A 24,237-nucleotide genomic window follows, 5' to 3' on the forward strand; every position below is an offset into this window, starting at 1 on the left:
TCCCCTCCGGGAGCCAGGCGCGGGCGGGAGAAGCACCGTCGAGGGAGGCGTGCACGAGCCTGCGGGCCCAACAGCCGGTGGACAGGGTCGCGCCCGGCCGGATCGCGACCTGGTCTTCGCCGGAGGTCCCCGCGAGCACGGCGGCGAGGCGAGACCCCGCTGCGGCGTCCAGGATCTCCGGCAGGTCCACCAGGCCGCCCCAGCGGGCGGGTCGCTCCAGCCCGATCACCCGGCCGAGGCCCCACACTGCGGCCTCGGCCGGAGCGCGCACCACCTCATCGCCGACGGCGACGGCGCCCCTGGTGACCAGCCACAACGGGGCGTCCGTCCCCGCTTCGTCGAGCGCACGCAGCAGCGTGAGCGTGTCCCCGGCGTCGAGCAGGGACACCACACCGCCGATCTCCCCCGTCGTTTCCAGTCGCTCCCGTACCGGCAGGGGGGTCACCACGGGCGTCGCCCCGTGCCGCCTCAACACGTCCACGACGAAGGTGGTCGGCTCTGCGCCGTCCCGTACGACGACCAGCCAGGTGCCGGTCAGCGCCGGGGTGTCGGCGGGTTCCGGCGTCTCCAACCAAGAGATCTTGTACCGCCAGGCGTCCACCGTGGACCTGGCCCGGCGTCCCCTGCGCCAGGTGGCCAGGGCGGGCAGCGCGTCACGCAGGGCGGTGTCGTCGTCGAGGCCCAGGCTCTCGCGCAGAGCCGGCAGATCCTCGTGCTCGACCGCATGCCAGAACCGCGCCTCGTCGGGGTCGAGCTCGCCCGTCGCCGACGTGGTCTCCAGCCAGTAGCGCCGGTGCTGGAAGGGGTACGTCGGCAGCTCGGCCGGTGTGGCGTCGATCTTCGGCCAGGTGACGGGAACGCCCGCGACGAACGCCTCACCCGCCGACAACAGGAACCGGTCCAGACCCCCCTGATCACGATGCAGCGTGCCCACCGCCACCGCATCCTCGATGTCCGCAATCGACATCGTCAGCACCGGATGCGGGCTGACCTCGATGAACACCCGATGCCCCGCCGCCCGCGCAGCCGCCACCGCCTCGGCGAACCGCACCCGACCCCGCAGATTCGCATACCAATACCCCCCGTCCAACATCGCGGTGTCCACCAGACCACCCGTGACCGTGGAGTAGAACGGCACCCCCGCCGACCGCGGAGCCACCTCGATCGCCCGAACCTGCTCCTCGATCGGCTCCACCAACGCACAATGCGAGGCGTAATCCACCGCGATCCGCCGCGCCCGCAACCCCTGCGCCTCACACCCGGCCACCAGAGCCTCGACCGCCGCCACCGGGCCCGAGACCACCGTCGCGGCCGGACCGTTCACCACCGCGATCTCCACCCCGGGATAACGGCTCAGAAGATCGTCCACCTGCTCGGCCGGAGCCGCGATCGAGGCCATCGCCCCCGACCCCGACAGAGCCCCCAACGCCCGACTGCGCAACGCCACCACCGCCGCACCATCGGCCAGCGACAACGCCCCCGACACCACCGCAGCAGCGATCTCCCCCTGCGAATGCCCGATCACCGCAGCAGGCTCCACCCCCAGCCACCGCCACGTCTCAGCCAGACCGACCATCACCGCCCACAGCACCGGCTGAACCACCTCGGCCCGCTCCGGCACCACCCCCGACCGCAACACCCCCACCACATCGACATCCACAAACCGCCCAAGCGCAGCACCACACTCCGCCACCCGCTCGGCGAACACCGGACACTCCGCAAGAAGCCGCGCACCCATCCCCGCCCACTGCGACCCCTGACCCGGAAACACCAACACCGGACGCACCGTCGCCTGGGAAGCGACCCCCCGCACCAGACCCGGCGACTCACCCCCATCAGCCAGAGCACGCAACCCCGCCACACCGTCCACCACCACGGCCCGGTGCTCGAACACCGCCCGCGAGGCCAGCCCCGCCGCCACCGAAGCCACCCCATGCTCCTCGGCCACCGGCACCAGACCCGCCGCCAACGCACGCAACGCACCCTCATCACGCGCCGACACCACCACCGGCACCGGCCCGCGCTCTGGATCGGGCGCGGTCTCGGTCTCGGTCTCGGTCTCGGTCTCGGCGGGGGCCTGCTCGATCACCACATGCGCGTTGGTGCCACTGATGCCGAAGGAGGAGACCGCGGCCCGGCGCGGACGACCGGTCTCCGGCCACTCCCGCGCCTCGATCAGCAGCTCCACCGACCCCGACGACCAGTCCACGTGCGGCGACGGCGCATCCACGTGCAACGTCTTCGGCGCCACCCCGTGCCGCATCGCCTCGACCATCTTGATGACGCCGCCGACTCCTGCGGCCGCCTGACTGTGCCCGATGTTCGACTTGAGCGAGCCCAGCAGCAGCGGATGCTCCCGGCCCCGGCCGTACGCGTTGATCAGGGCCTCGGCTTCGATGGGGTCGCCGAGCGTGGTCCCCGTGCCGTGCGCCTCGACCACATCCACGTCCACCGGCGACAGCCCAGCGTTGGCCAGCGCCTGACCGATCACCCGCTCCTGCGACGGACCGTTCGGCGCCGTCAAACCATTCGACGCACCGTCCTGATTCACCGCACTGCCACGCACCACGGCAAGCACCCGATGCCCGTTGCGACGCGCATCCGACAACCGCTCCACCACCAGCACGCCCACGCCCTCGGCCCAGGCCGTACCATCCGCGGCCGCCGCGAACGACTTGCACCGTCCATCGGGCGCCAGCCCCCGCTGCCGGCTGAACTCGATGAACATTCCGGGGTTGGGCATCACCGTGACGCCGCCGACCAGGGCCATGGAGCACTCGCCGGCGCGCAGCGCACCCACCGCCTGGTGCAGCGCGACCAGCGACGAAGAACACGCCGTGTCCACGGTCACGGCGGGCCCCTCCAGACCCAGGGCGTAGGCCACCCGGCCGGACACCACGCTCGCCGTCGTGCCGGTCAGCAGATGCCCTTCGAATCCCTCCGGCGCGTCGTAGAGCGGTGCGGCGTAGTCCTGCGCGATTGCGCCGGTGAAGACGCCGGTACGGCTGCCGCGCACCGACGTCGGGTCGATGCCGGCCCGCTCCAGCGCCTCCCACGACGTCTCCAACAGCAACCGCTGCTGCGGATCCATCGCCAACGCCTCACGCGGTGAGATCCCGAAAAATCCGGCATCGAACCCCGCCGCATCCTCCAGGAACCCCCCCACCCGCACATAACTCTTCCCCACCCGATCCGGATCAGGATCGAACAGACCCTCCACATCCCAACCCCGGTCCTGTGGAAACTCCCCGATCGCGTCCCGCCCCGACACGACCAGCTCCCACAACCCCTCCGGCGACGACACCCCACCCGGGAACCGGCACGCCATCCCCACGATCGCGATCGGCTCCCGGTCGCGGTCCTCCAGCTCACGCAGCCGCTTGCGCGTCTCGTGCAGCTCGACGGTCACCCGTCTCAGATACTCAACGACCTGCTCGTTGTCCGCCATCCGCCCGTCCCCCGAACCTGAAATGCCGGTGTTCATCCGAGTTCCTCGTCGATAAAGCTGAGCAGTTCGGCCACCGAGGCCGTCTGGAGTCGTCCGGCGACCTCGGCGTCTTCCCCGTCGTCGGACGGCGACGCCTCGGGCCAGGCCGCCACCTGAGCCGACAGGGCCTTGAGGCGGGCGGCGACATCGGCGCGCAGGGCCGCGTCGGTCGGCGAATCGACCAGGGCGGCGGCCAGGCGGTCCAGATCGGCGAGCAGGGTGGCTCCCGGGTTGGGCGCGTCGGGCGTCAGCTCGGCGATCAGGTGCCGGGCCAGGGCCGCGGGCGTCGGGTGGTTGAACAGCAGGGCGGCGGGCAGGCGCAGGCCGGTGGCCGCGCCGAGCCGGTTGCGCAGCTCGACGGAGGTGAGCGAGTCGAAGCCCAGCTCCTTGAACGGCGTCTCGGCGTCGATCGCCCCCGTCCTCTCGTGCCCCAGCACGATCGCGGCCTGGGCGCCGATCAGGTCCAGGACCGTACGGACGCGGGCGTCGGCGTCGAGCGCGGCCAGCCGCTCGGCGAGCGGCGCGTCCGCCTGCGGGGACTGTGTCCGTACGGCCACGGGCGCCAGGGCGCGGAAGATCGGTGCCGCGTCCGCGCCGAGCGCCCGCACGGCGGCGAGGTCGAGGCGGGCGGGCAGGGCGACCGGCTCGTCCAGGGCAATGGCGTGGTCGAACAGGCCGAGCCCCTCGGCCGTGGACAACGGGGCCAGGCCCGTGCGGGACATCCGGAAGCGGTCGGCGACGGTGAGCGTGGTGGTCATGCCCTCGGTCCAGGGTCCCCAGGCCAGGGCCGTCGCCGGGAGACCGCGCGCCCGCCGGTGGCGGGCCAGTGCCTCGATGAAGGCGTTGGCCGCCGCGTACGCCGCCTGGCCGGCCCCGCCGAGCGTGGCCATGGCCGAGGAGTAGAGCACGAACGCGGACAGATCGTCGGTCACCCGATGCAGGTTGAGCGCGCCGTCGACCTTGGGCCGGAGCACGGCGTCCAGCCGTTCCGGGGTGAGCCGGGTGATCGTGGCGTCGTCCAGAACGCCCGCGGCGTGGACGACGACGGTCGGCCGATGCTCGGTCAGGAGCGCCGCGAGTGCGACCGGGTCGGCGACGTCGCAGGCCGCCACGGTGACCTCGGCCCCCGGCAGTGCCACGGACGGCACCTGCGCGTCCGGCACCGCCACGGACGGCACCTGCGCGTCCGGCGCATAACGGTCCGGTGCGTCACCATTCGGTTCGGCCCCGCGCCGACCGGCCAGAATCACCCGGCGCACGCCGTGGCGGGTGACCAGGTGCCGGGCTAGTGCGCGGCCGAGCGCGCCGGTGCCGCCGCTGATGAGGACCACGTCGCCGGGGCCGGGCCGCGCGGGCGTCACGAGCGCGACCTTGCCCGTGTGCCGTGCCTGGCTCATGTGTCGGAACGCGTCCTGCGCCCGGCGCAGCTCCCAGGTGGCGACGGGCAGCGGGGTCAGCGCGCCCCGCTCGAACAGTGCCATCACGTCGCGGAGCAGGCGGCCGATGTGCTCGGGATCGAGGTCGAGCAGGTCGAACGCCCGATAGCGCAGATGCGGATGCCCGGCCGGGTCTCGCAGGTCCGTCTTGCCCATCTCCACGAACCGGCCCCCGGGACGGAGCAGCCGCAGCGAGGCGTCCACCAGCTCGCCGGCGAGCGAGTTGAGCACCACGTCCATGCTCGCGACGCCGAAGCGCCGCTCGAACTCGGCCGTGCGGGAGGACGCCAGGTGCGAGTCGGGGATGCCGAGGGCGCGCACCGCGTCCCATTTGCCGGGGCTCGCCGTGGCGTACACCTCGGCGCCGATATGCCGGGCGATCTGGACCGCGGCCATGCCGACGCCGCCGGCCGCCGAGTGGATCAGCACGCTCTCGCCCGCACGCAGCCCGGCCAGCTCGACCAGCGCGTGGTAGGCGGTGAGGAACGCGATGGGGACGGTGCCCGCCCGTGCGTACGACCATCCGTCCGGGACGCGTACGATCATGCGCTCGTCGGTCACCGCCGTGGTGGCGAAGGCATGGGAGAAGACGCCCATGACCCGGTTGCCGGGGGCGTACGCGTCGACGCCGGGACCGACCGCGGTGACGACCCCGGCCCCTTCCAGGCCGAGGGCGCCGCCACCGGAGCCGCCGGGGTCTTCGGGATAGAGGCCCAGGGCGAGCATCACGTCGCGGAAGTTGACCCCGGCAGCGCGGACCCCGATCCGCACCTGGCCGGGGGCGAGCGGGGTGTCGGCCTCCGGGTCGGGGACGAGGGACAGGCCCTCCAGCGTGCCGCTCCCGTCCCGGGCGAGCCGCCAGTGCGCGGCGCCGCCGGGCGGGTGCAGGCCGCGGCTCGCACCGGTGTGGCCCGGGCGGGCGAGCCTCGGCACGTGGACCACCCCCGCGCGCAGCGCGAGCTGGGGCTCGCCGGTGGCCACGGCGGCGGCGAGCGCGCGCTCGGACGCCTCGTGCCCATCGGTGTCCACGAGCACGACACGTCCGGGGTGCTCGGTCTGCGCGGAACGCGCCAGGCCCCACACGGTGGCCGCCGCAGGGTCCGCCAGGTCCTCGTCGTCGTCGACGGCGACCGCGCCACGGGTGACCAGCACCAGCGGCCGGTCGTCGCCGCCGCGGTCGTCCGACACGGCGGCGCGCACCAGTGCCAGGCCGTGCCGGGCGACCGCGTGTACGGCCGCGGCGTCCGGCACGCCCTCCGTGTACGGCACATGCTCGACGCGAGGGGCGGGGGCGTCTCCCGCCGGGACCGGCACCCGCGTCCACTCCACCGTGAACAGGGCGTCCGGCGGTGCGCTCTGCGCCGAGGCGGCGCGCAGCACGAGTGAGCCGATGACGCCCACGGGGCGGCCGTGCTCGTCGGCCAGCACGATCGAGACGGCACCGGCTCCGGCCTGCGTGACCCGCACCCGCAGCTCGCGCGCGCCCGTCCGGTGCAGGGAGACACGCTCGAAGGCGAACGGCACCACCGGAACGCCGCCGACGTCCCCCGCCCCGTCCGCCCCGTGCAGGATCGAGGCGTGCAGGGCGGCGTCCAGCAGAGCCGGGTGCAGGCCGAAGCCGGAGGCGGCGAGCCCGTCGGGCAGTGCCGCCTCCGCGTGTACGGCCTCGCCGTCCAGACCGGCCGCACGCAGACCGCGGAAGGCCGGGCCGTAGCCGTAGCCGCGCGCGGCGAGCCTGTGGTACGCCTCCGTCGCGTCGAGGGCGTCCGCCTCCCCGGCGACCGTACGAACCGGGGGCTCCGCCGGGGCGGGAGGGCCGTCGGCGGGGGCCAGGGTGCCGGTGGCGTGCCTGGTCCAGTCGCCGGCGTCGCCGTGCCGGGCGTAGCACGCGAGCGGACGCCGACCGGTGTCGTCGGCGGGGCCGACGGCGAGCTGGAGCGTGACGTCGCCGTCCTCGGGCAGCGGGAGCGGCGCCTCCAGGGTCAACTCGGCCACGTCAGGGCAGCCGAGCCGGCCACCGGCGTACAGCGCCATCTCCAGCAGGGCGGCGCCCGGCAGCAGCACCGTGCCGCCGATGACGTGATCTGCGAGCCACGGGTGGGTCCGCCGGGACGGCTTCCCGGTGAACAGCGTCTCCCCGGTGGCCGCTACGAGGACGGGCTCGCCGAGGAAGGGGTGGCCGGTGTCGGCGCCTCCGGGCGCGAGCCAGTAGCGCCGCCGCTGGAAGGGGTACGTCGGCAGTTCGGTGAGCCGGGCGCCCGCGAAGTAGGCGCCCCAGTCGACGGCGGCGCCGCGGGTGTGGGCGTGCGCCACAGCGGCGGCGACGGTGTCGGCCTCGGACCGCTCCGCACGCAGCACCGGCAGGAACGCCGCGTCCTCGCCCGCGCAGGCGGGGCCGAGCGCGGCCAGGACGCCGTCGGGACCCAGCTCGACGAAGGTACGCGCGCCGTCGTCGTACAGTCGCCGCACGGCCGCGGCGAAGCGGACCGGCTCGCGCACCTGCCGCACCCAGTACGCCGGATCGGCGAGGTCGGCTTCGCCGCCCGTGACGGTGGACACGATCGGGATGCGCGGCGGCGCGTACGCCGACTCCTTGGCGGCCGCGTGGAAGTCGGCGAGCATGCCCTCCATCAGGGGTGAATGGAAGGCGTGGCTGACGCGCAGCCGCCGGGTCCTGCGGCCAAGCGCCGTGAAGTGCGCGGCCACGTCGAGGACGCCGGGCTCGTCGCCGGAGATCACCACGGCCTCTGGACCGTTGACAGCGGCGAGCGCCACACCGTCGGGGAGCAGCGCGGCGACCTCCTCCTCGCCCGCCGCCACGGCCACCATCGCCCCGCCGACCGGCAGCGCCTGCATGAGCCGCCCGCGCGCGGCGACCAGGCGGCAGGCGTCGGCGAGGTCGAGCACCCCGGCGACGTGCGCGGCGGCCAGCTCGCCGATCGAGTGCCCGGCCAGCGCGGCGGGCCGCATCCCCCACGCCTCCAGCAGCCGGAACTCCGCCACCTCGAGCGCGAACAGGGCCGCCTGGGTGTAAACGGTCTGGTCGAGCGACGCGGCTTCGGCAGTGCCGGGCTCGGCGAACATCACCTCGCGCAACGGGCGGTCCAGCAGGCCGTCCAGTCCGGCCCACACGGCGTCGAGCGCCCGCGCGAACGCGGGGAACGTCTCGTACAGTCCCCGGCCCATGCCCGGTCTCTGCGCGCCCTGGCCGGTGAACAGGTAGGCGAGCCCGCCGGGTGTGCCGGCGCAGCGGAGCAGGCGGGGCGATTCGCCGCCCGCCGCGAGCGCGTGCAGGGCGTCGCGACGCTCCTCCGGAGTGGCGGCGACCACTGCCGCCCGGTGACCGAACGCGGTGCGTGCCGTGCCGAGAGTGCGGCCCACGTCCGCGGGCCGAGGATGGTCGGCGACGGTCAGCAGCCGCGCCGCCTGCTCGCGCAGCGCGGCCTCCTCCGGCGCCGACAGCACCCACGGCACCGGCCCGGCCGGCGCCTCCCGCGTGGTTTCCGGCCCATCGGCCTGTTCCAGGATCAGGTGGGCGTTGGTGCCGCTGATGCCGAAGGAGGAGACCGCCGCCCTGCGTGGTGCGCCGGCCCGCGGCCACGGGCGCGCCTCGGTGAGCAGCTCGACCGCGCCGGCGGACCAGTCCACGTGCGGCGTCGGCACGTCCGCGTGCAGGGACCTCGGCAGCTCACCGTGCCGCATGGCGAGCACCATCTTGATGACTCCGGCCACCCCGGCGGCGGCCTGGGCATGCCCGACGTTCGACTTGAGCGAGCCCACCCAGAGCGGCCGGTCCCGCTCCCGGCCGTACGCCGCGATCAGCGCCTCGGCCTCGATCGGGTCGCCGAGCGCGGTCCCGGTGCCGTGCGCCTCGACGGCGTCGAGGTCGGCGGGCAGCAGCCGGGCGTCGGCGAGCGCCTGGCGGATCACCCGCTGCTGGGACAGCCCGCTGGGGGCGGTCAGCCCGTTGGACGCGCCGTCGGAGTTGACCGCCGTCCCCCTGATCACCGCCAGCACCCGGTGCCCGTGGCGGCGGGCGTCGGAGAGCCGTTCCAGGACGAGCATGCCGGCGCCCTCCGCCCAGGCGGTGCCGTCCGCCGCGGCGGAGAACGGCTTGCACCGGCCGTCCGGTGCGAGCCCCCGCTGCCTGCTGAACTCCACGAACATCCCGGGCGTGGACATGACGGTCGCGCCGCCGGCGAGAGCGAGCGCGCACTCTCCCTGCCGCAGCGCGCGCACGGCGAGGTGGATCGCGACCAGCGACGAGGAGCACGCCGTGTCCACGGTGAGCGCGGCGCCCTCGAGGCCGAAGGCGTACGCGATCCGGCCGGAGACGACGGAGCCCGCGGTGCCGGTGAGGCCGTAGCCCGCGAGGCTCCCGGTCGCCTCGTGCAGGCGGGGGCCGTAGTCGGTGGCCATGGCGCCGACGAAGACGCCGGTACGGCTGCCGCTCAACGACCTCGGATCGACGCCGGCGCGTTCGAAGGACTCCCACGCGAGTTCGAGCAGCAGCCGCTGCTGCGGGTCCATCGCCAGCGCCTCGCGCGGTGAGATCCCGAACAGCCCGGCGTCGAACTCCCCGGCGTCGTGCAGGAAGCCGCCGCGCCGCGTGTAGGTGGCACCCGGGCGATCGGGATCGGGGTCGAACAGGCCGGCCAGGTCCCAGCCTCGGTCGCCGGGGAACTCCGAGGTGGCGTCGCGCCCGTCGCGCACCAGCTCCCACAGCTCGTCCGGGCTGGTCACGCCGCCCGGGAGGCGGCAGGCCATGCCCACGATCGCGATCGGCTCGCCGGGCGCGACCGCTTCATCGCGTGTGCTCGCCGGCGCGTGTTCCTGGACCGGTCCCGCCACCTGATCGGCCGCGGTGCCCGGGTGCGCGGCAAGGTGCGCGGCGAGCGCGGCGGGCGTCGGATGGTCGAACAGCGCGGAGTTGCCCAGCCGCACACCGGTCGCCGCGACCAGCCGGTTGCGCAGGTCGACCGTCATCGGGGAGTCGAACCCCAACTCCTTGAACGCCCGGTCCATGTCCACGGTCGCGGGCTCGTGGTGACCCAGCACGGCCGCCACATGCGCCCGCACCACCTCGGTCGCGTCCTGCCGCAGCGGCGGCGCTGCGGCGGCCGGCGTGGCCGTACCGGCCCGCTCGACGGGCTCCGCCGTGCCGGGCTCCCGGCGCCGCCCCGGCTCGAGCCAGTGCCGCTCCCGCTGGAAGGCGTACGTCGGCAGGTCGATCACCCGCGCCCCGGTGCCGGTGAAACACCGCGCCCAGTCCACCGCCGCTCCCGCCACGTACGCCTCCGAGAGCGAGGTGAGGAAGCGGTCCAGGCCGCCCTCGTCCCGGCGCAGCGTGCCGAGGACGGCCGACTCCGGGACGGTGTCCTGCAGCGCGCCAGTGAGCACGGGGTGGGGGCTGACCTCGATCAGTACGTCGGCTCCGATGCCGCGCACGGTCTGTTCGAAGCGGACCTCCTGCCGGAGGTTGCGATACCAGTAGTCGGCCGTCAACTCCTCGCCGGGCAGCGGTCCGGCCGTGACGGCGGAGTGGAACGGAACGCGGGCCGGGGCCGGCCTGATCGAGCCGAGGGCGTCGAGCAGATCGGCGCGTACGGCCTCGACCTGCGGGGAGTGCGAGGCGTAGTCGACGGCGACGCGGCGCACGCGAACGCCGTCGGCCTCGCACGCCGCCACGAAGGCGGCCACCGCGTCGGGTTCGCCGGAGACGACGACCGCGTTCGGCCCGTTGACGGCGGCGATGGCCAGGCCCTCGAACGCGCGCAGCCGGGCCGCGACCTCCCTGGCCGGGAGCGCCACCGAGGCCATGGCGCCACGGCCGGCCAGCGCCACGAGCGCCCGGCTGCGCAGGGCGATGACGCGGGCGGCGTCCGGCAGGGTGAGCGCGCCCGCGATGTGGGCGGCGGCGACCTCTCCCTGGCTGTGCCCGGTCACGACGCTCGGCTCCACCCCGTAGGAGCGCCACAGCCCGGCCAGCGCGACCATCACCGCGAACAGCGCGGGCTGCACGATGTCCACCCGCTCCAGGGCGGCCGGATCGCCGAGCGCGTCAAGCAGCGGCCGGTCCAGGTAGGGGTCGAGGGCCTCGGCGCAGGTGGTCATCAGGTCACGGAAGACCGGGGAGGCGGCCAGCAGCGGAAGGGCCATCCCCACCCACTGCGAGCCCTGCCCGGGAAACACGAAGGCGACCTCGCCGCCGCCCGCGACGCCCTCCACCAGGCCGGGCGCGGGCAGCCCCGCCGCGAGGGCGGCGAGCCCCCGCTCATATCCGGCGCGGTCGGGGGCGAGGAGCACCGCGCGATGCTCGAAGGCCGAGCGGGTGGTGGCGAGCGAGAACCCCACGTCCAGGTCACGGTGGCCGGGCAGATGGGCGAGCAGCCGGTCCGCCTGCCCGCGCAGCGCCGCCCGGCTCCGCGCCGACACCGGCCACGGCGTCGGCCGCGCGACCGGCCCGGCTTCCACAGGCACGGTTTCCACAGGCACGGCGTCCGCAAGCGCGGCGTCGTCCACAGGTGTGGGCGGCTCGGCGAGCACGAGATGGCAGTTCGTCCCGCCCATGCCGAAGGAGCTCACTCCGGCCACCAGCGGCCGGTCCTCGTCCGGCCACGGCCCGGTCTCGGTCTGCACCCGGAGCCCGAACTCGTCGAGTGGGATGCGCGGCCCGGCGTCCCGGAAGTGCAGGCTGGGCACGAGCCGCCGGTGCCGGAGGCACAGCGCGGTCTTCAGCAGCCCGGCGATGCCCCCCGCCCCCTCCAGATGCCCGATGTTGGTCTTGACCGACCCGACGCGCACCGCGTGCCCGTCGTGGCCGGCGAACACCGCGCCGAGCGCGGCCGCCTCGACCGGGTCGCCGACGAAGGTGCCGCTGCCATGCAGTTCGACGTACTGCACGTCGGCGGGCCGCACCCGCGCCGAGGCATGTGCCCGCCGGATGACGTCCTCCTGCGCGTCCCGGTCGGGGGTGGTGAGCGTCTCCCCGCCGCCATCGTTGTTGACGGCGCCGCCGAGGATCACGCAGTGGATCCTGTCGCCGTCCGACAGCGCCCGCGCCAGCGGCTTGAGCACGACCAGACCGCCGCCCTCGCCGCGCACGTACCCGTCGGCCGAGGCGTCGAAGGTCGCGCAGCGCCCGCTCGGCGACAGCCCGCCGAAGGCCGCCGAGGTGGCCGCGCTCTCCGGGGCGAGCACCAGGTTCGCCCCACCGGCCAGCGCGATGTCGCACTCTCCGCGCAGCAGGCTCTCGACCGCGAAGTGCACGGCGACCAGGGCGGACGACTGGGCCGTGTCCACGACGAGGCTCGGCCCGCGCAGGCCGAAGACGTAGGAGATCCGGTTGGCGAGGATGCCGCGGTGCAGGCCGGTCATCGCGTACGGCGAGCCGGTGGCGGCCTCGTGCCGGTGGGCCAGCGCGGCGTAGTCGTCCCAGATCGCGCCGACGAAGACTCCGGCCCGGCCGCCCCTGAGACGGTCGGGCGGCACCCGGGCGTCCTCGAATGCCTCCCAGCTCAGTTCCAGCAGCAGCCGTTGGCGCGGATCCATGGTCGCCGCCTGCCGCGCCGAGATGCCGAAGAAGCCGGCGTCGAACCGGTCGACATGTTCCAGGAACCCGCCGCGCCGGGCCTCGTCCGATAACGCGGCGAACCCCGGCTCTGTCTCCCACCGTTCTGCGGGCATGTCCGTGACGGCGTCGACGCCGTCACGCAACAGCTCCCAGAACGCGTTCACGTCCGAAGCCCCGGGGAAGCGGCAGGACATGCCCACCACCGCGACCACGTCTTGCCCCGCCCATTCACTCATGGGGGAAGACTCCCGCCACAGGCGATATACCGCGCACAAATTCCCCCGAAACCAGGACACAGTAGGGCCTGATCCATCCTAAACATCTTTAGTTACGAAATTACGGGTTACGGGGACGACTCTCGACAGTTTTTGTGGAACTTCATGCACGATTTAGTCGAATGTGGTCAAGAATAACTTGATGCCCGGTTTACGGCTTATGTTGCTGTCTATGCCGAAAGTAGTATTTTCTCCATTCCTCTCCCGCTCGGCGTGCGTGGCGCCGCAGGCTCACAGCGATTCCCGGTGCGTCCACCGGCCGGCCAGGAGAGTGCCGAGCACCCGCGGGCGGCGCAGCTCCGCGGGCGAGAGGAGGGACGGGTCCCGCTCCAGGATCATCAGGTCGGCCGGGTCGCCCTCCCGCACCGCCGAGCGCCCCCGGGCCGCGGCGGCGAGCGCCGCCCGGAGCGGAACGGCCTGCTCGGGATGCCACGCCGGGCGCTCGTCGTCCGTCCTGGTCACCGCCGACGCGATGCCGTCCCACGGGTCGAGCGGCGCGACCGGGGCGTCGGAGCCGAGCTCCAGTGCCGCACCCGCCGCGAGCAGGTCGGCGTAGGCGTAGGCCCGGGACGTCCGGCCGCGCCAGTGGACATCGGCGACCTCGCGGTCGTCCGGGGCGTGTGCCGGCTGCACCCCGGCGACCAGACCGGGCCGGGCGAATCTGGCGAAGTCGGCGGCGCGGACGAGCTGGGCGTGTTCGATGCGCCCGGGGCACCCGACGGCGTCGAAGGCGTCGAGCGCGATCGAGGACGCATGGTCGCCGATGGCGTGCACGGCGAGCTGGAGGCCGTGCCGGGCGGCGAGCGTCATCGTCGCGACCAGCTCCTCCGGCGGTGTCTCCAGCCGCCCGAGGTCGCCCGAGCCCGAGTACGGCTCGTCGCAGTAGGCGGTGCGGGTGTTGAGCGAGCCGTCGACGAAGATCTTCACCGGGCCGACCTCCAGCAGTCCGCCGGAATCCGGCACCGGGTCGCCCGTACGCAGCCCTCCGGCGATCGCGTCGTCCAGCCGGTGCCCGGGGATCGAGCAGACGACCCGCACGGCGACGTGCTCCTCTCGGACGCGCCGCGACCATTCCGTCACGTTGTCGGCGAACTCGAAGTCCAGCACCCCGATCACGCCGAGACGCGCGGCGGCGACGGTCGCCTCGGCGACCCACCCGTCCATCACCTCGCGCGGAGGCGGCGGCAGCGCGGCCAGCGCGTCGTAGCACTCCCTCTCGCGCAGCACCCCGGTCGGATGGTCGCCCCTGCCGATGAGGGCGAGCGCGGCCTGGCTGAGCCAGACCGTGTGGAGATCGTTGCTGATCAGCACGATCGGACGGTCCGCGGGGAGCAGCGACTTGTCCGGCCGGTCCGGCCACAGGGCGTCGCGGAAGCCGAACCCCTCGACCAGCCCGCCGCTCGGCCCGCCGCCCGCCCCCGGGGGCCGCAGGTGCGGCCGGACGAGCCGGGCCGCCTCCCCGGCCGACCGAGCGCCGCCGAGATCGATCCGGCGGCGGGCCCTGGCCCACTGAACGGAGTGCACATGCGCGTCCCACAGTCCGGGTAGCAGGGTCGCACCCTGGAGATCGACGTTCTCCGCGCCCTCGGTCTCGGCCGGGCCGGGCGGCTCGTCCCGGATGGCGGTCACCCGGCCGCCCATGATCGAGACGTGCCGCACCGGGCCGCCGAGCCCGACCCGGGCGTTGCGCAGCAGCAGCCTCGACGGCGACTCCGACGGGCGCCCGTACGACGGCTCGAACGACGGCACGGACGACGGCTTCGACATGTGGGGATTCGGCATGTGGGGATTCGACAAGTGGGGAGAGGTCATGCCGGAAACGCTATGCGGCCGCTCCGAAGCCGCTCATCGTCGGAAAGCGACAACCGGCCCCGGCGATTGCGGCCGGCCGGACAAACGCCCGGTCACGGCTTCGTCCTCCGGCACAACGCGTTCTCCGACCCGCATGGCCGAGACTTGCCATCATGCAGGCCCTCGCCGTCGTCAACCCGCACCTCCGCCCCGAGCGCGTCGCCCCGCCGCCCGGCCCCGAGGTCACCGCCTTCCACCGGGGACTCGAGGGGTACGCCCCCACGCCACTGCGGCGACTGCCGGACATCACCGGAGGTCAGAACCGGCGGGCCGTCGTCATGAAGGACGAGTCGGACCGCTTCGGCCTGCCCGCCTTCAAGTTCCTCGGGGCGTCGTGGGCGGTGGAGGAGACGCTGCGCCGCCATCCCGGCACCCGGACGCTGGTCGCCGCGAGCGCGGGCAACCACGGCCGGGCGGTGGCCCGCTGCGCCGCCCGGCTCGGGCTCGCCTGCCGGATCCACCTGCCCGCCGCCGTCGGCGCCGAGCGCGCCCGCCTGATCGCGGGCGAGGGGGCCGAGGTGATCGTCACGGCCGGGTCCTACGACGACGCGGCGGCGACCGCCGAGCGCGACGGCGGCGCACCCGGCAGGGCACTGATCGCCGACTTCTCGCCGGCGCCGGGTGTGCCGTCGGCCGAGTGGGTCATCGACGGCTACGCCACCCTGTTCCGCGAGATCACGGCCGAGTTGACCGAGCCGGTCGACATCGTGCTCGTCCCCGTCGGCGTCGGCTCCCTGGCCGCGGCCGCGGTCCGCTGGGCCGTACACGAGGCTCCGAAGGCGTACGGCCCGGCCGTGATCGGGGTGGAACCGGTGACGGCCGCGTGCGTGGCCGAGTCGCTGCGCGCCGGCCGCCCGGTCAATGTGCCGACCCCGGGCACCGTCATGGCCGGCCTCAACTGCGGCACCCCGTCGGCCCCCGCCTGGCCGACCCTCCGCGACGGCCTGACCGGCACGATCGCGGTGGGCGACGACGAGGTGGGCTCGGCCACGCGGGAGCTCGCCGCACTGGGGCTGGACATCGGCTTCTGCGGCGCCGCCACCCTGGCCGCCCTGCACCGCCTCACCGGTGCGGCCGACTGCGGCCCGCTGCGCGACGCCGTACGGCTCGGCGACGGCGGCGGAGTCGTGCTGTGCGTCGGCACAGAGGGAACCACGGGGGGAACCACAGGGGGAACCACGGGGGGAGCCGCGGGGGGAGCCACCGGGGAAATTCGGTGGGCGGATCAGGGCACGAACCCGGCGGCCCGTCACCCACCTAACGGGTCAAACCGGAGTAAAAGCGACTATCAATGACATTCATCCGGCAAATCCGTATCATGGGACCGGTGATCGAGACGTTCTGCGGCGCATCGGTCGAGGAGTTCGGCGCCGTCCTGAACACCGCCGCACTGCGCCCCGTGCGGGTTCCGGAACCGAACGCCATGGTCCGTGACGTCATCGTCCACTCCCCCGGCGACCCCGAGCCCGACCCGGACCAGTTCGCGCTGTGCGCCGACCCCGACGCCGGTCTCCCGTCCTGCGTCGCCATCGCGGTACGCGAGTCGCAGGCGGCCAAGACGCTGGTGAACGCGCGCCAGGACCAGGCCGTGTTCGTCGCGCCGGACGACGCGCGCTGGAGCGACATCTACGACCGGATCAAGCTGGCGCTGCGCGACTCCTTCGGACGGCTCGCCGGGCACGACGCCTTCCAGATCGCCGACGCGCTCGCGGCTGCGCTGGGCGGCGCCGTCTCGATCGAGGACGTGGGCCGCCGGGTCATCGCGTTCAGCACGATCCCCGGTCAGCCCCTCGACGACGTACGCCGGCAGGGCATCCTCGACCGCGCCGTCCCGGACCACGCCGAGCGGGAGGACTGGTACGCGACGCTGTGGCGGAGCGCGGGCGTGACCGAGTTCCCCGGCGGCAGGGAGAGCACGGCACGGCTCGCGATCGCCGTACGCTCGGGCGGCGAGCCGCTGGGATCGATCTGGGTCATGGGCACCAGGGACACGCTCAACCCCGACGCCGACGAGATCCTGCTGCGCTCGGCGGACGTGGTCGCCGCCTGCCTGGCCCACCAGGATCATTTCGCCTCCCGCGACCGGGAGACCCGCGGACATCTCCTCCGCCAACTCCTCGACCGGCCGGGGTCGGCCGGCCGGGCCCTCGGATACGCGCTGCCCGGCCCCACCGTGCTCGTCGCGTTCAGCCGCGGGGAGCAGGCCGGCGACCGCGAACTCCTCGACGCCCGCCTGTCCGACGTGCTGAGCCTCCAGGCGCAGCGTTTCCAGGGGTACGGCCTCGCGGCCGCCATCGACGGCCGGGTGTACGCGCTGCTGCCCGACGCCGGCAGGGTCCGGCTGGACGCCCAGCTCCGCGCGGTCGTGTCCCGCCTGGCGCCGCCCGGCGACCAGGCGGCCAGGGGCACCGTCGCCGTCAGCGACCCCGTCGACCGGGTCGAAGACCTCGCCCGGACCCGCCTCCGGCTGGACCGGCTGCTCGCCCTGCGCGTACGCGCCGAGGGTTCCGGTCAGGGCGACATCGCGCACGTGGACGACGAACGCGACGCCCTGCTGCTCGCCGAGGTGGCCGACGCGACCCGAGACATCGAGGCGCTCCAGTCCGGGATCGCGATGCGGATCGCCGAGTACGACGGCGAACACGACACCGCCTACCTGCCCACGCTCCGGGCCTGGTTCGACGCCGGTGGCGACGTGGCAGCGGCAGCGGCCCGGCTGCACGTCCACCCCAACACGTTCCGCTATCGGATCGCCCGCGCGAGCAGCCTGTTCGGACTGCACCTCGACCAGCCAGACGAACGCCTGCTGCTGCACCTGCAGATGCGGCTGGCCGACTTCGGGTGAGGGGGTGTCCACAAAACCTTGGCGAGGTCGGTCGCTCCACCCACGAAAATTCCTCGCAGGCTCGGAATTTCCGCGGGGCCCGAGAATGCGCCGGGAGGAAGCTCCGGTCCGCTGCCAGGCCCCGCCGAGCGGGGCCCGGCGTGCGGTCCTCGCTCCCTCCCGCTCCGCTCCCCGCCACACCGGCCCACGATCACCGGACCACCCCCAGCCGCACCCCGACATGCGGTCCTCGCTCCCTCCCGCTCCGCTCCCCGCCACACCGACCCACGATCACCGGACCACCCAGCGGGGCCCGGCGTGCGGTCCTCGCTCCGCTCCCTCGATGCCGGTGAACGCATGTCGGCTTGGCCAAGCTCACAATCACGGTGGCCCATCTTGTGCGCCCTCCCGAAGACGGGCCTCCGAACGGCGACCATCCTGGTCGTGTCTTTACCGCGCCGTTCGTGCCCGGACCATCGGGTACCTGCCCAGGCCTGTTCGGAGTGACAATTGAAGAAACCGGCGATCCTCGCTCTTTTCGCCTCTTCCGCGCTGGCTCTGAGCGCGTGCGGTGGAGGCGGTTCCGCCCAGCCGTCCGACGGCGGGTCCGCCGCGCCCGCCGAATACGCCGAGAACGCCACGTTCACGATGGCCATCACCGGTGACCCGGGTGCACTCGACCCGGCGACAGCCGTACAAGGCAGCACGAACCTGCTGCTGTCCTACACCTACGACACGCTCACCTACATCGGCAGGGACGGCGATCTCGTCCCCGGGCTGGCGGAAAGCTGGCAGGTCGAGCCCTCGTCGGTGACGTTCACGCTCAGGAAGAACGTCACCTGCGCCGACGGGTCGCCGCTCGGTCCGGCCGAGGTGGCCAACAGCATCAACCATGTGGCCGACCCGGAGACGAAGTCGCCGCTGCTCGGCGTGCTGATCCCGGCCGGGGTGAAGGCCGAGGCCGACGACGCGGCGGGCACCGTGACGCTGAGCACCCCGAAGGCGAGCCCCTTCCTCCTGCACAGCACCGTGGCCATCTTCATCGTGTGCCGCAAGGGCCTGGCCGACCCGGCCATGCTCGCCAAGTCCACCTCCGGCTCGGGGCCGTACGAACTGATCGAATCGGTGCCGAACGACCACTACACGCTCAAGGTGCGCGACGGGTACGCCTGGGGGCCGGGCGGCAGTGGAACCGCGGACCCCGGCATCCCCCAGACGGTCGTGCTCAAGGTGGTCCCCAACGAGTCGACCGCCGCGAACCTGCTGCTGACCGGGAGCATCAACGCGGCCGTCTTCACCGGCGCCGACCGCGCCCGGGTGGAGAGCATGCCGGGAATCATCAAGACCATCCTGCCCGGCGGCAACAGCGAGTTCTTCTACAACCAGGGCAAGGGACGGCCCGGCGCCGACCCGGCGGTGCGCAAGGCGCTGAGCCAGGCGCTCAACCTGGACGAGCTGGCGAAGATCTCCACCCAGGGCACGGGCGCCCAGTCCACCGGCATGACCACCCTCTCGCCCCGGCCGTGCCGGGTCGACAGCGTCACCGGCCATCGACCGACGTACGACCCGGAGGCGGCGAAGGCCGCCCTGGACGCGGCCGGGTGGAAGGCCGGCGCGAACGGGACCAGGGAGAAGGACGGCAAGCCCCTCGCCATCAAGTTGATCTACAACAGCGACTTCGGCGCGGGCGCGCAGGCCGGCGCCGAGTATCAGGCCGACGCCTGGCAGAAGATCGGCGTGGCGGTGGAGATCAAGGGCTCGGCCGGCGGCGCGTGGAGCGACGCGCTGTTCAAGACCGGCGACTGGGACGTCTCCACCGTGCCGATCGGGGTCAGCCTGCCCTCGCAGCTCACCGGCTACCTGTCCGGCCCCACGGTCCCCGACGGCTCCAACTTCGCCAACATCCAGAACGCGAAGTACACCGAGCAGACCGGCAAGGCCGCGGAACTGCTCCCGGACAAGGGCGGATGCGACGCCTGGGCGCAGGCCGAGTCGGCGCTCTTCGACGACTTCGACGTGGTGCCGGTGGCGGAGGAGACCCAACTGCTCGCGACGAAGAACGCCGAGATGTTCATGCCGGGCGGGCTGGCGCAGCCGACCCTCACCCGGATGTTGAAGGACTGATCGATGGTCGCCAGACGCCTCGTGAGGTTCGTCTCCTCGATGCTGGTGCTGCTGGTGGCGTCGTTCGCGATGATCCACATGGTGCCCGGCGACCCGATCCGGGCCGCGCTCGGGCCGACGGCGCCGGTCGAGCTGGTGAACCAGCGCCGGGCCGAACTCGGCCTCGACGATCCGATCACGGCCCAGTTCTTCCGATACCTGCGGGGCGTGTTCTCGGGCGACCTCGGCATCTCCTTCACCTCGCGTCAGCCGGTCACCGAGATCATCTCGGCCCGGCTGACCAGCACGCTCGAACTGGCCGCCCTCGCCGTCGCCGTCGCCCTTCTCATCGCCGTGCCGCTCGGCATGCTGCTGGCCGTACGGACAGAGAACGGACGCAACCGGGGCAGCGAGCTGACCTTCACCGGCGTGTCGGGGGCACTCGGCACCATCCCCGACTTCCTCCTGGCCGTGGGACTGGTGGTGGTGTTCGCCGTGAACCTGCGCTGGCTGCCCCCGGCGGGCAGGGGCGGGTTCGAGTCGTACGTCCTGCCGGTCGCCGCCCTGGCGGTCGGACCGGCCGCGGTCCTGGCCCGGCTCGTGCGCGTCGAGACGCTGCGCGAGCTGGGCCGGGACTACGTGCGCTCGGCCCGCGCCAAACGGCTTCCGGCCTGGCGTCTCTATCTGCGCCACCTGCTGCCCAACACGCTGACGGCGACGCTGACCGTCGGCGGGCTGCTGCTCTCCGCGCTGATCACCGGGACGGTCGTCGTCGAGTACGTCTTCGCCTGGCCGGGCATCGGCTCCCGGATCGTCGAATCCATCATCGACAAGGACTATCCGGTGGCGCAGGCGGCGATCCTCGTCTACGGCGCGATCGTCCTGCTCGTCAACCTGGTCGTGGACCTGGTGCTGGCATTCCTCGACCCCCGATCACAGATCCGGGAGAGCTGATGCGGCGAATACTGCGCTCTCCCGCCGGGCTGGCCGGGCTGCTGCTCGTGACCGCGTTCGTCGTGCTCGCGGTCGTCGGCCCGCCGCTGTGGGCCGACGACGCGGCCAGGATCGACGCGGCGAACATCCTCCAGGGCTCGTCATCCGGCCATCCGCTCGGCACCGACAACCTGGGCAGGGACATCCTGGCCCGGGTGCTCGTCGCCGGCCGGCTGTCGCTGCTCCTGGCCCTGGCCGCCACGCTGATCGGCGCGGCCGTCGGCATCCCGCTGGGCGCGCTGCCCACGGTGCTGCCCCGGTGGGCCGCCCGGTTCGTGGTCGGTCTGATCGACTCCCTGGTGGCGTTCCCCGGCATGCTGCTCGCGATGTTCACCACGATCGTGCTGGGCCTCGGCGCACGCGGCGCGGTGTTCGGCATCGGCCTGGCCGCCGCCCCGGCCCTGGCCCGGCTGACCCACACGCTCACCGCCTCGGTCGCTGGCTCCGACTACGTCGCGGCGGCCCGGATGCTGCGGGTGCCCCGCCGGCGTGTCCTCACCCGGCACATCCTGCCGAACGTGGCCGAGCCGCTGATCCTCAACGTCGCCATGATCCTCGGATCCAGCCTGCTCGGCCTGGCCGGGCTCTCCTTCCTCGGTCTCGGCGTGCAGGCGCCCGACTACGACTGGGGCCGCATGCTGTCGGAGGGGCTGCCCCGGGTGTACGTGAACCCGGAGGTCGCGCTGGCCCCCGCGATCGCCATCACCGCTGCGGGCATCGGCTTCCACCTGCTCGGCGAGAGCCTGGCCAGGGTCGCGGCCAAGGACGCGGGCCGGCAGCGACCGGTACGGCCGGCGACACCGGCGGCCACCACCCCGGCGACGGCACCCGCCGCTTCCCCGGAGGAGACTCCCGCCGCGCTGGACCTGCGCGGCCTCACCATCACGTTCCCCGGAGGCGTACGGCCGGTGCACGACGTGTCGCTGACGGTGCGGCCCGGCGAGATCGTCGGCGTCGTCGGAGAGTCGGGCAGCGGCAAGAGCCTCACCGCGCTCGCGATCAGCGGGCTGGTGCCGTACCCGGGCGTCGTCACCACCGCGCACCGGGCCGTCGCCGGGCACGACCTCGACCGGCTCTCCCGCGGCGCCCGGCGCAAGCTGCTCGGCACCTCGCTGGCCATGGTCTTCCAGGACCCGATGTCGTCGCTCAACCCGGCGCTCACCGTCGGCTCGCAGCTCGCCGAGGTGCCGATCGTGCACGAGGGGCTGCCCCGGCGGTCCGCCCTGGCCAGGGCCGTCGACCGGCTCCGCAGGGTACGGATCCCCGATCCGGAGCGGCGCTCCCGGCAGCGGCCGCACCAGTTCTCCGGCGGCATGCGGCAGCGCGCCATCATCGCGATGGGCATCATGGGCACCCCGCGGCTGCTCATCGCCGACGAACCGACCACGGCGCTCGACGTCACCGTCCAGCGTCAGATCCTCGAGCTGCTCGCCGAGGTCACCGCCGAGACCGACGCCGGCGCGCTGTTCATCTCGCACGACATGGCGGTGATCTCGCAGATCTGCGACCGGGTCGTCGTCATGTACGCGGGGCGGGTGGTCGAGGAGCTGCCGGTCGAGCGTCTGTCGGACCCCGCGCATCCCTACACCCGCGCACTGGTGGCCTGCCTGCCCGACATGCGCACCGACCGCGACCGGCCGCTCGCGACGATCCCGGGCCGCCCGCCGTCGGCGGCCGACTCGACCGACATGGCCGGGTGCGCCTTCGCGTCACGCTGCGGCTTCGCCACCCCGGAGTGCACGGCGCGGCGACCGCCGCTGGAAGAGCACGGCCCGGGCCTGCGTCTCGCCTGCTGGCACCCCCAGGCCGCGGCCCCGGCAGGGAGGGCATCGAAGTGAACATCACCGATCTGACCGTTCGGTACGGCTCGTTCACCGCCGTCGACGGCGTGAGCCTGGACATCCCGCCGGGCGGAGCCGTGGGGCTCGTCGGCGAGTCGGGGTCGGGCAAGTCCACCTTGGCCAGGGCGCTGGTCGGCCTCGCCCCCGTCAGCGGCGGCACGATCACCGGGCTCCCGCCGGGCCGTACCCAGATGGTGTTCCAGGATCCGTACCACTCGCTCGACCCGCGGCTGACCATCGGGGCGAGCGTCGCGGAGGGCCTGCGGCTGCCCCGCCGGGAGCGGGAGGCCGAGGTCGGGCGGCTCCTCGAACTGGTGACGCTCGACCCGGCCGTCGCCTCCCGATATCCCCGCGAGCTGTCCGGCGGCCAGCGCCAGCGCGTGGCGATCGCCCGCGCGCTCGGCGCCCGTCCCGAACTGCTCATCGCCGACGAGATCACCTCCGCTCTGGACGTGTCCGTACAGGGCGCGATCCTCAACCTCATCCGCGACCTGCGCGCCAGGCTCGGGCTCACCGTGCTGTTCATCTCCCACAACCTGGCGGTCGTACGCTACGTCGCCGACGTGATCGCGGTGATGCGCGGCGGCCGGCTCGTCGAGGTGGGCCCGGCCGACGAGGTGATCCACAACCCGCGCGACGACTACACGCGCGCCCTGATGGCGGCGGTCCCCAGCATCGGCGACCGCCTGCCGGTCAGCGGGGAAAGACGGGCCACACGTCGATGACCGCGCCGTCGGCCACGACGGTCAGCCGGGTGCCGAGGTTCACGGCCGTGCACACGTGATTGGGCACGACGCCGACGAGGTCGCCGACCGCGAGGCGGTCACCGCATCCCCGGACCACGGCGTGCTCCTCGGTGACCGCCTCGACGACGGCGTCGGGGGCCTCCAGCAGCAGGCCGTACCCCTCCAGCCACGCCGGACGGTCGCTCGCCAGCGCCTTGGACCCGGCGTCGATCACGACCTCGCCGGGGCGCGGGGCGCTCACCACGCGGGCCGCCACGACCAGGGCGATCTCGTGCCGCGGCAGCCCCGACAGGTGCGTCTGCTGCCGGTCGCCGAAGACGTACGTGCCGGGGCGTGCCTCGGTGACCGGTGCCGCCACGCCGGCCAGCACGGTCGGCGTCGAGCCGCCGCTCAGGACCGGGGCGCGACCGAGCAGTTTCTCCAGCGCGACGCCCGCGACGGCCAGCGCGGCCCGCTCGTCCTCGGCCGCCGACCCGGCGGCCGTGGGCGCGGCGTAGGCGTGCCCCGGATGGGTGAAGGCGCCGAGCACGTTGAGGCCGAGCCGCAGGCAGTCGGCGGCCAGGGCGGCGGCGGCCTCGGGCGGGACGCCGGTCCTGCGCCCACCGCAGTCGATCTCGACCAGCACGTCGAGCGGACCGGCCCCCCGTACGGCCGTGGCGAGCCGCTCGGCCGCCGCGACGCCGTCCACGCCCACCCGGAGCCGTACGGCCTCGTGCAGCCGGCGCAGCCGGGCCGCCCGGGGGCCGCCCGCCCACAGGGGATAGGCGATGAACAGGTCGTCGCAGCCCGCCGCCGCGAACGACTCGGCCTCGCTCAGCGTCGCCACGGTCAGCCCACTCGCCCCGTGGTCGAGCTGCCGACGGGCGATCTGTGCGCATTTATGCGTTTTCGCATGCGGACGTAGGGCCACCCCGGCCGCCCGGGCGCGCTCGGCCATCCGAGCAATGTTCGCGTCCATCCGTGCCGCGTCCACGACGAGCGCCGGCGTGTCCAGATCCTCCGGCAGGCGAACGGCCGCCGCACCCGTCGGCACCTCGATTCCTTGACTCACCCTGCGAGCATCGTGGCAACGGGCACCGCCGCGCATTGGCTGACGGGCCAACATGCC

General features: G+C 73.7%; 10 protein-coding genes. 6 read left to right on the forward strand and 4 right to left on the reverse strand.

Features of this window, described 5'->3' with window-relative positions; all coding sequences use genetic code 11:
• The 3 genes from AP234_RS37235 to AP234_RS14730 all read right to left on the reverse strand — a co-directional run.
• The coding region (locus AP234_RS37235; RefSeq protein WP_200926521.1) for a type I polyketide synthase at positions 1-3,484 on the reverse strand (3,484 nt) is incomplete at its 3' end.
• Positions 3,481-12,732: a type I polyketide synthase gene (locus tag AP234_RS14725; protein WP_083502114.1), complete on the reverse strand. Its 9,252-nt coding sequence runs from the start codon at positions 12,730-12,732 to the stop codon at positions 3,481-3,483. The genes AP234_RS14725 and AP234_RS37235, both read right to left, overlap by 4 nt.
• Positions 12,733-13,002: 270 nt before the next feature.
• Positions 13,003-14,553: an amidohydrolase family protein gene (locus AP234_RS14730; RefSeq protein WP_235558180.1), complete on the reverse strand. Its 1,551-nt coding sequence runs from the start codon at positions 14,551-14,553 to the stop codon at positions 13,003-13,005.
• 182 nt (positions 14,554-14,735) lie between these two features.
• Here AP234_RS14730 and AP234_RS14735 point away from each other — a divergent pair, with 182 nt between their 5' ends.
• From AP234_RS14735 to AP234_RS14760, 6 genes are all read left to right on the forward strand, one after another.
• Positions 14,736-15,917, forward strand: coding sequence for a pyridoxal-phosphate dependent enzyme (locus AP234_RS14735; RefSeq protein ID WP_055480221.1), 1,182 nt, complete (start codon positions 14,736-14,738; stop codon positions 15,915-15,917).
• Between the two features lie 32 nt (positions 15,918-15,949).
• Entirely contained in the window at positions 15,950-17,467 is a 1,518-nt protein-coding gene (locus tag AP234_RS14740) for a PucR family transcriptional regulator (RefSeq protein WP_152990416.1), read from the forward strand.
• 489 nt (positions 17,468-17,956) lie between these two features.
• Positions 17,957-19,570: an ABC transporter substrate-binding protein gene (locus AP234_RS14745; protein ID WP_055480223.1), complete on the forward strand. Its 1,614-nt coding sequence runs from the start codon at positions 17,957-17,959 to the stop codon at positions 19,568-19,570.
• A gap of 3 nt (positions 19,571-19,573) precedes the next feature.
• Positions 19,574-20,503: an ABC transporter permease gene (locus tag AP234_RS14750; RefSeq protein ID WP_055480224.1), complete on the forward strand. Its 930-nt coding sequence runs from the start codon at positions 19,574-19,576 to the stop codon at positions 20,501-20,503.
• Positions 20,503-22,380 (forward strand): dipeptide/oligopeptide/nickel ABC transporter permease/ATP-binding protein, encoded by a 1,878-nt coding sequence (locus AP234_RS14755; protein ID WP_055480225.1) that lies wholly within the window; start codon positions 20,503-20,505, stop codon positions 22,378-22,380. The genes AP234_RS14750 and AP234_RS14755 overlap by 1 nt, the downstream gene beginning before the upstream one ends.
• Positions 22,377-23,108 carry an ATP-binding cassette domain-containing protein gene (locus AP234_RS14760; protein ID WP_055480226.1) on the forward strand — a complete coding sequence of 244 codons (732 nt, stop codon included), beginning with the start codon at positions 22,377-22,379 and terminating at the stop codon, positions 23,106-23,108. The genes AP234_RS14755 and AP234_RS14760 overlap by 4 nt, the downstream gene beginning before the upstream one ends.
• Here AP234_RS14760 and AP234_RS14765 read toward each other — a convergent pair.
• Positions 23,077-24,180, reverse strand: a complete 1,104-nt coding sequence (locus tag AP234_RS14765) for an alanine racemase (RefSeq protein WP_200926522.1) — start codon at positions 24,178-24,180, stop codon at positions 23,077-23,079. The genes AP234_RS14760 and AP234_RS14765 overlap by 32 nt on opposite strands.
• Positions 24,181-24,237: the final 57 nt, after the last annotated feature.

Origin of the sequence: Sphaerimonospora mesophila (assembly GCF_001417795.1) — a bacterium.
In the GTDB taxonomy this organism is placed as follows: Bacteria; Actinomycetota; Actinomycetes; order Streptosporangiales; family Streptosporangiaceae; genus Sphaerimonospora; species Sphaerimonospora mesophila.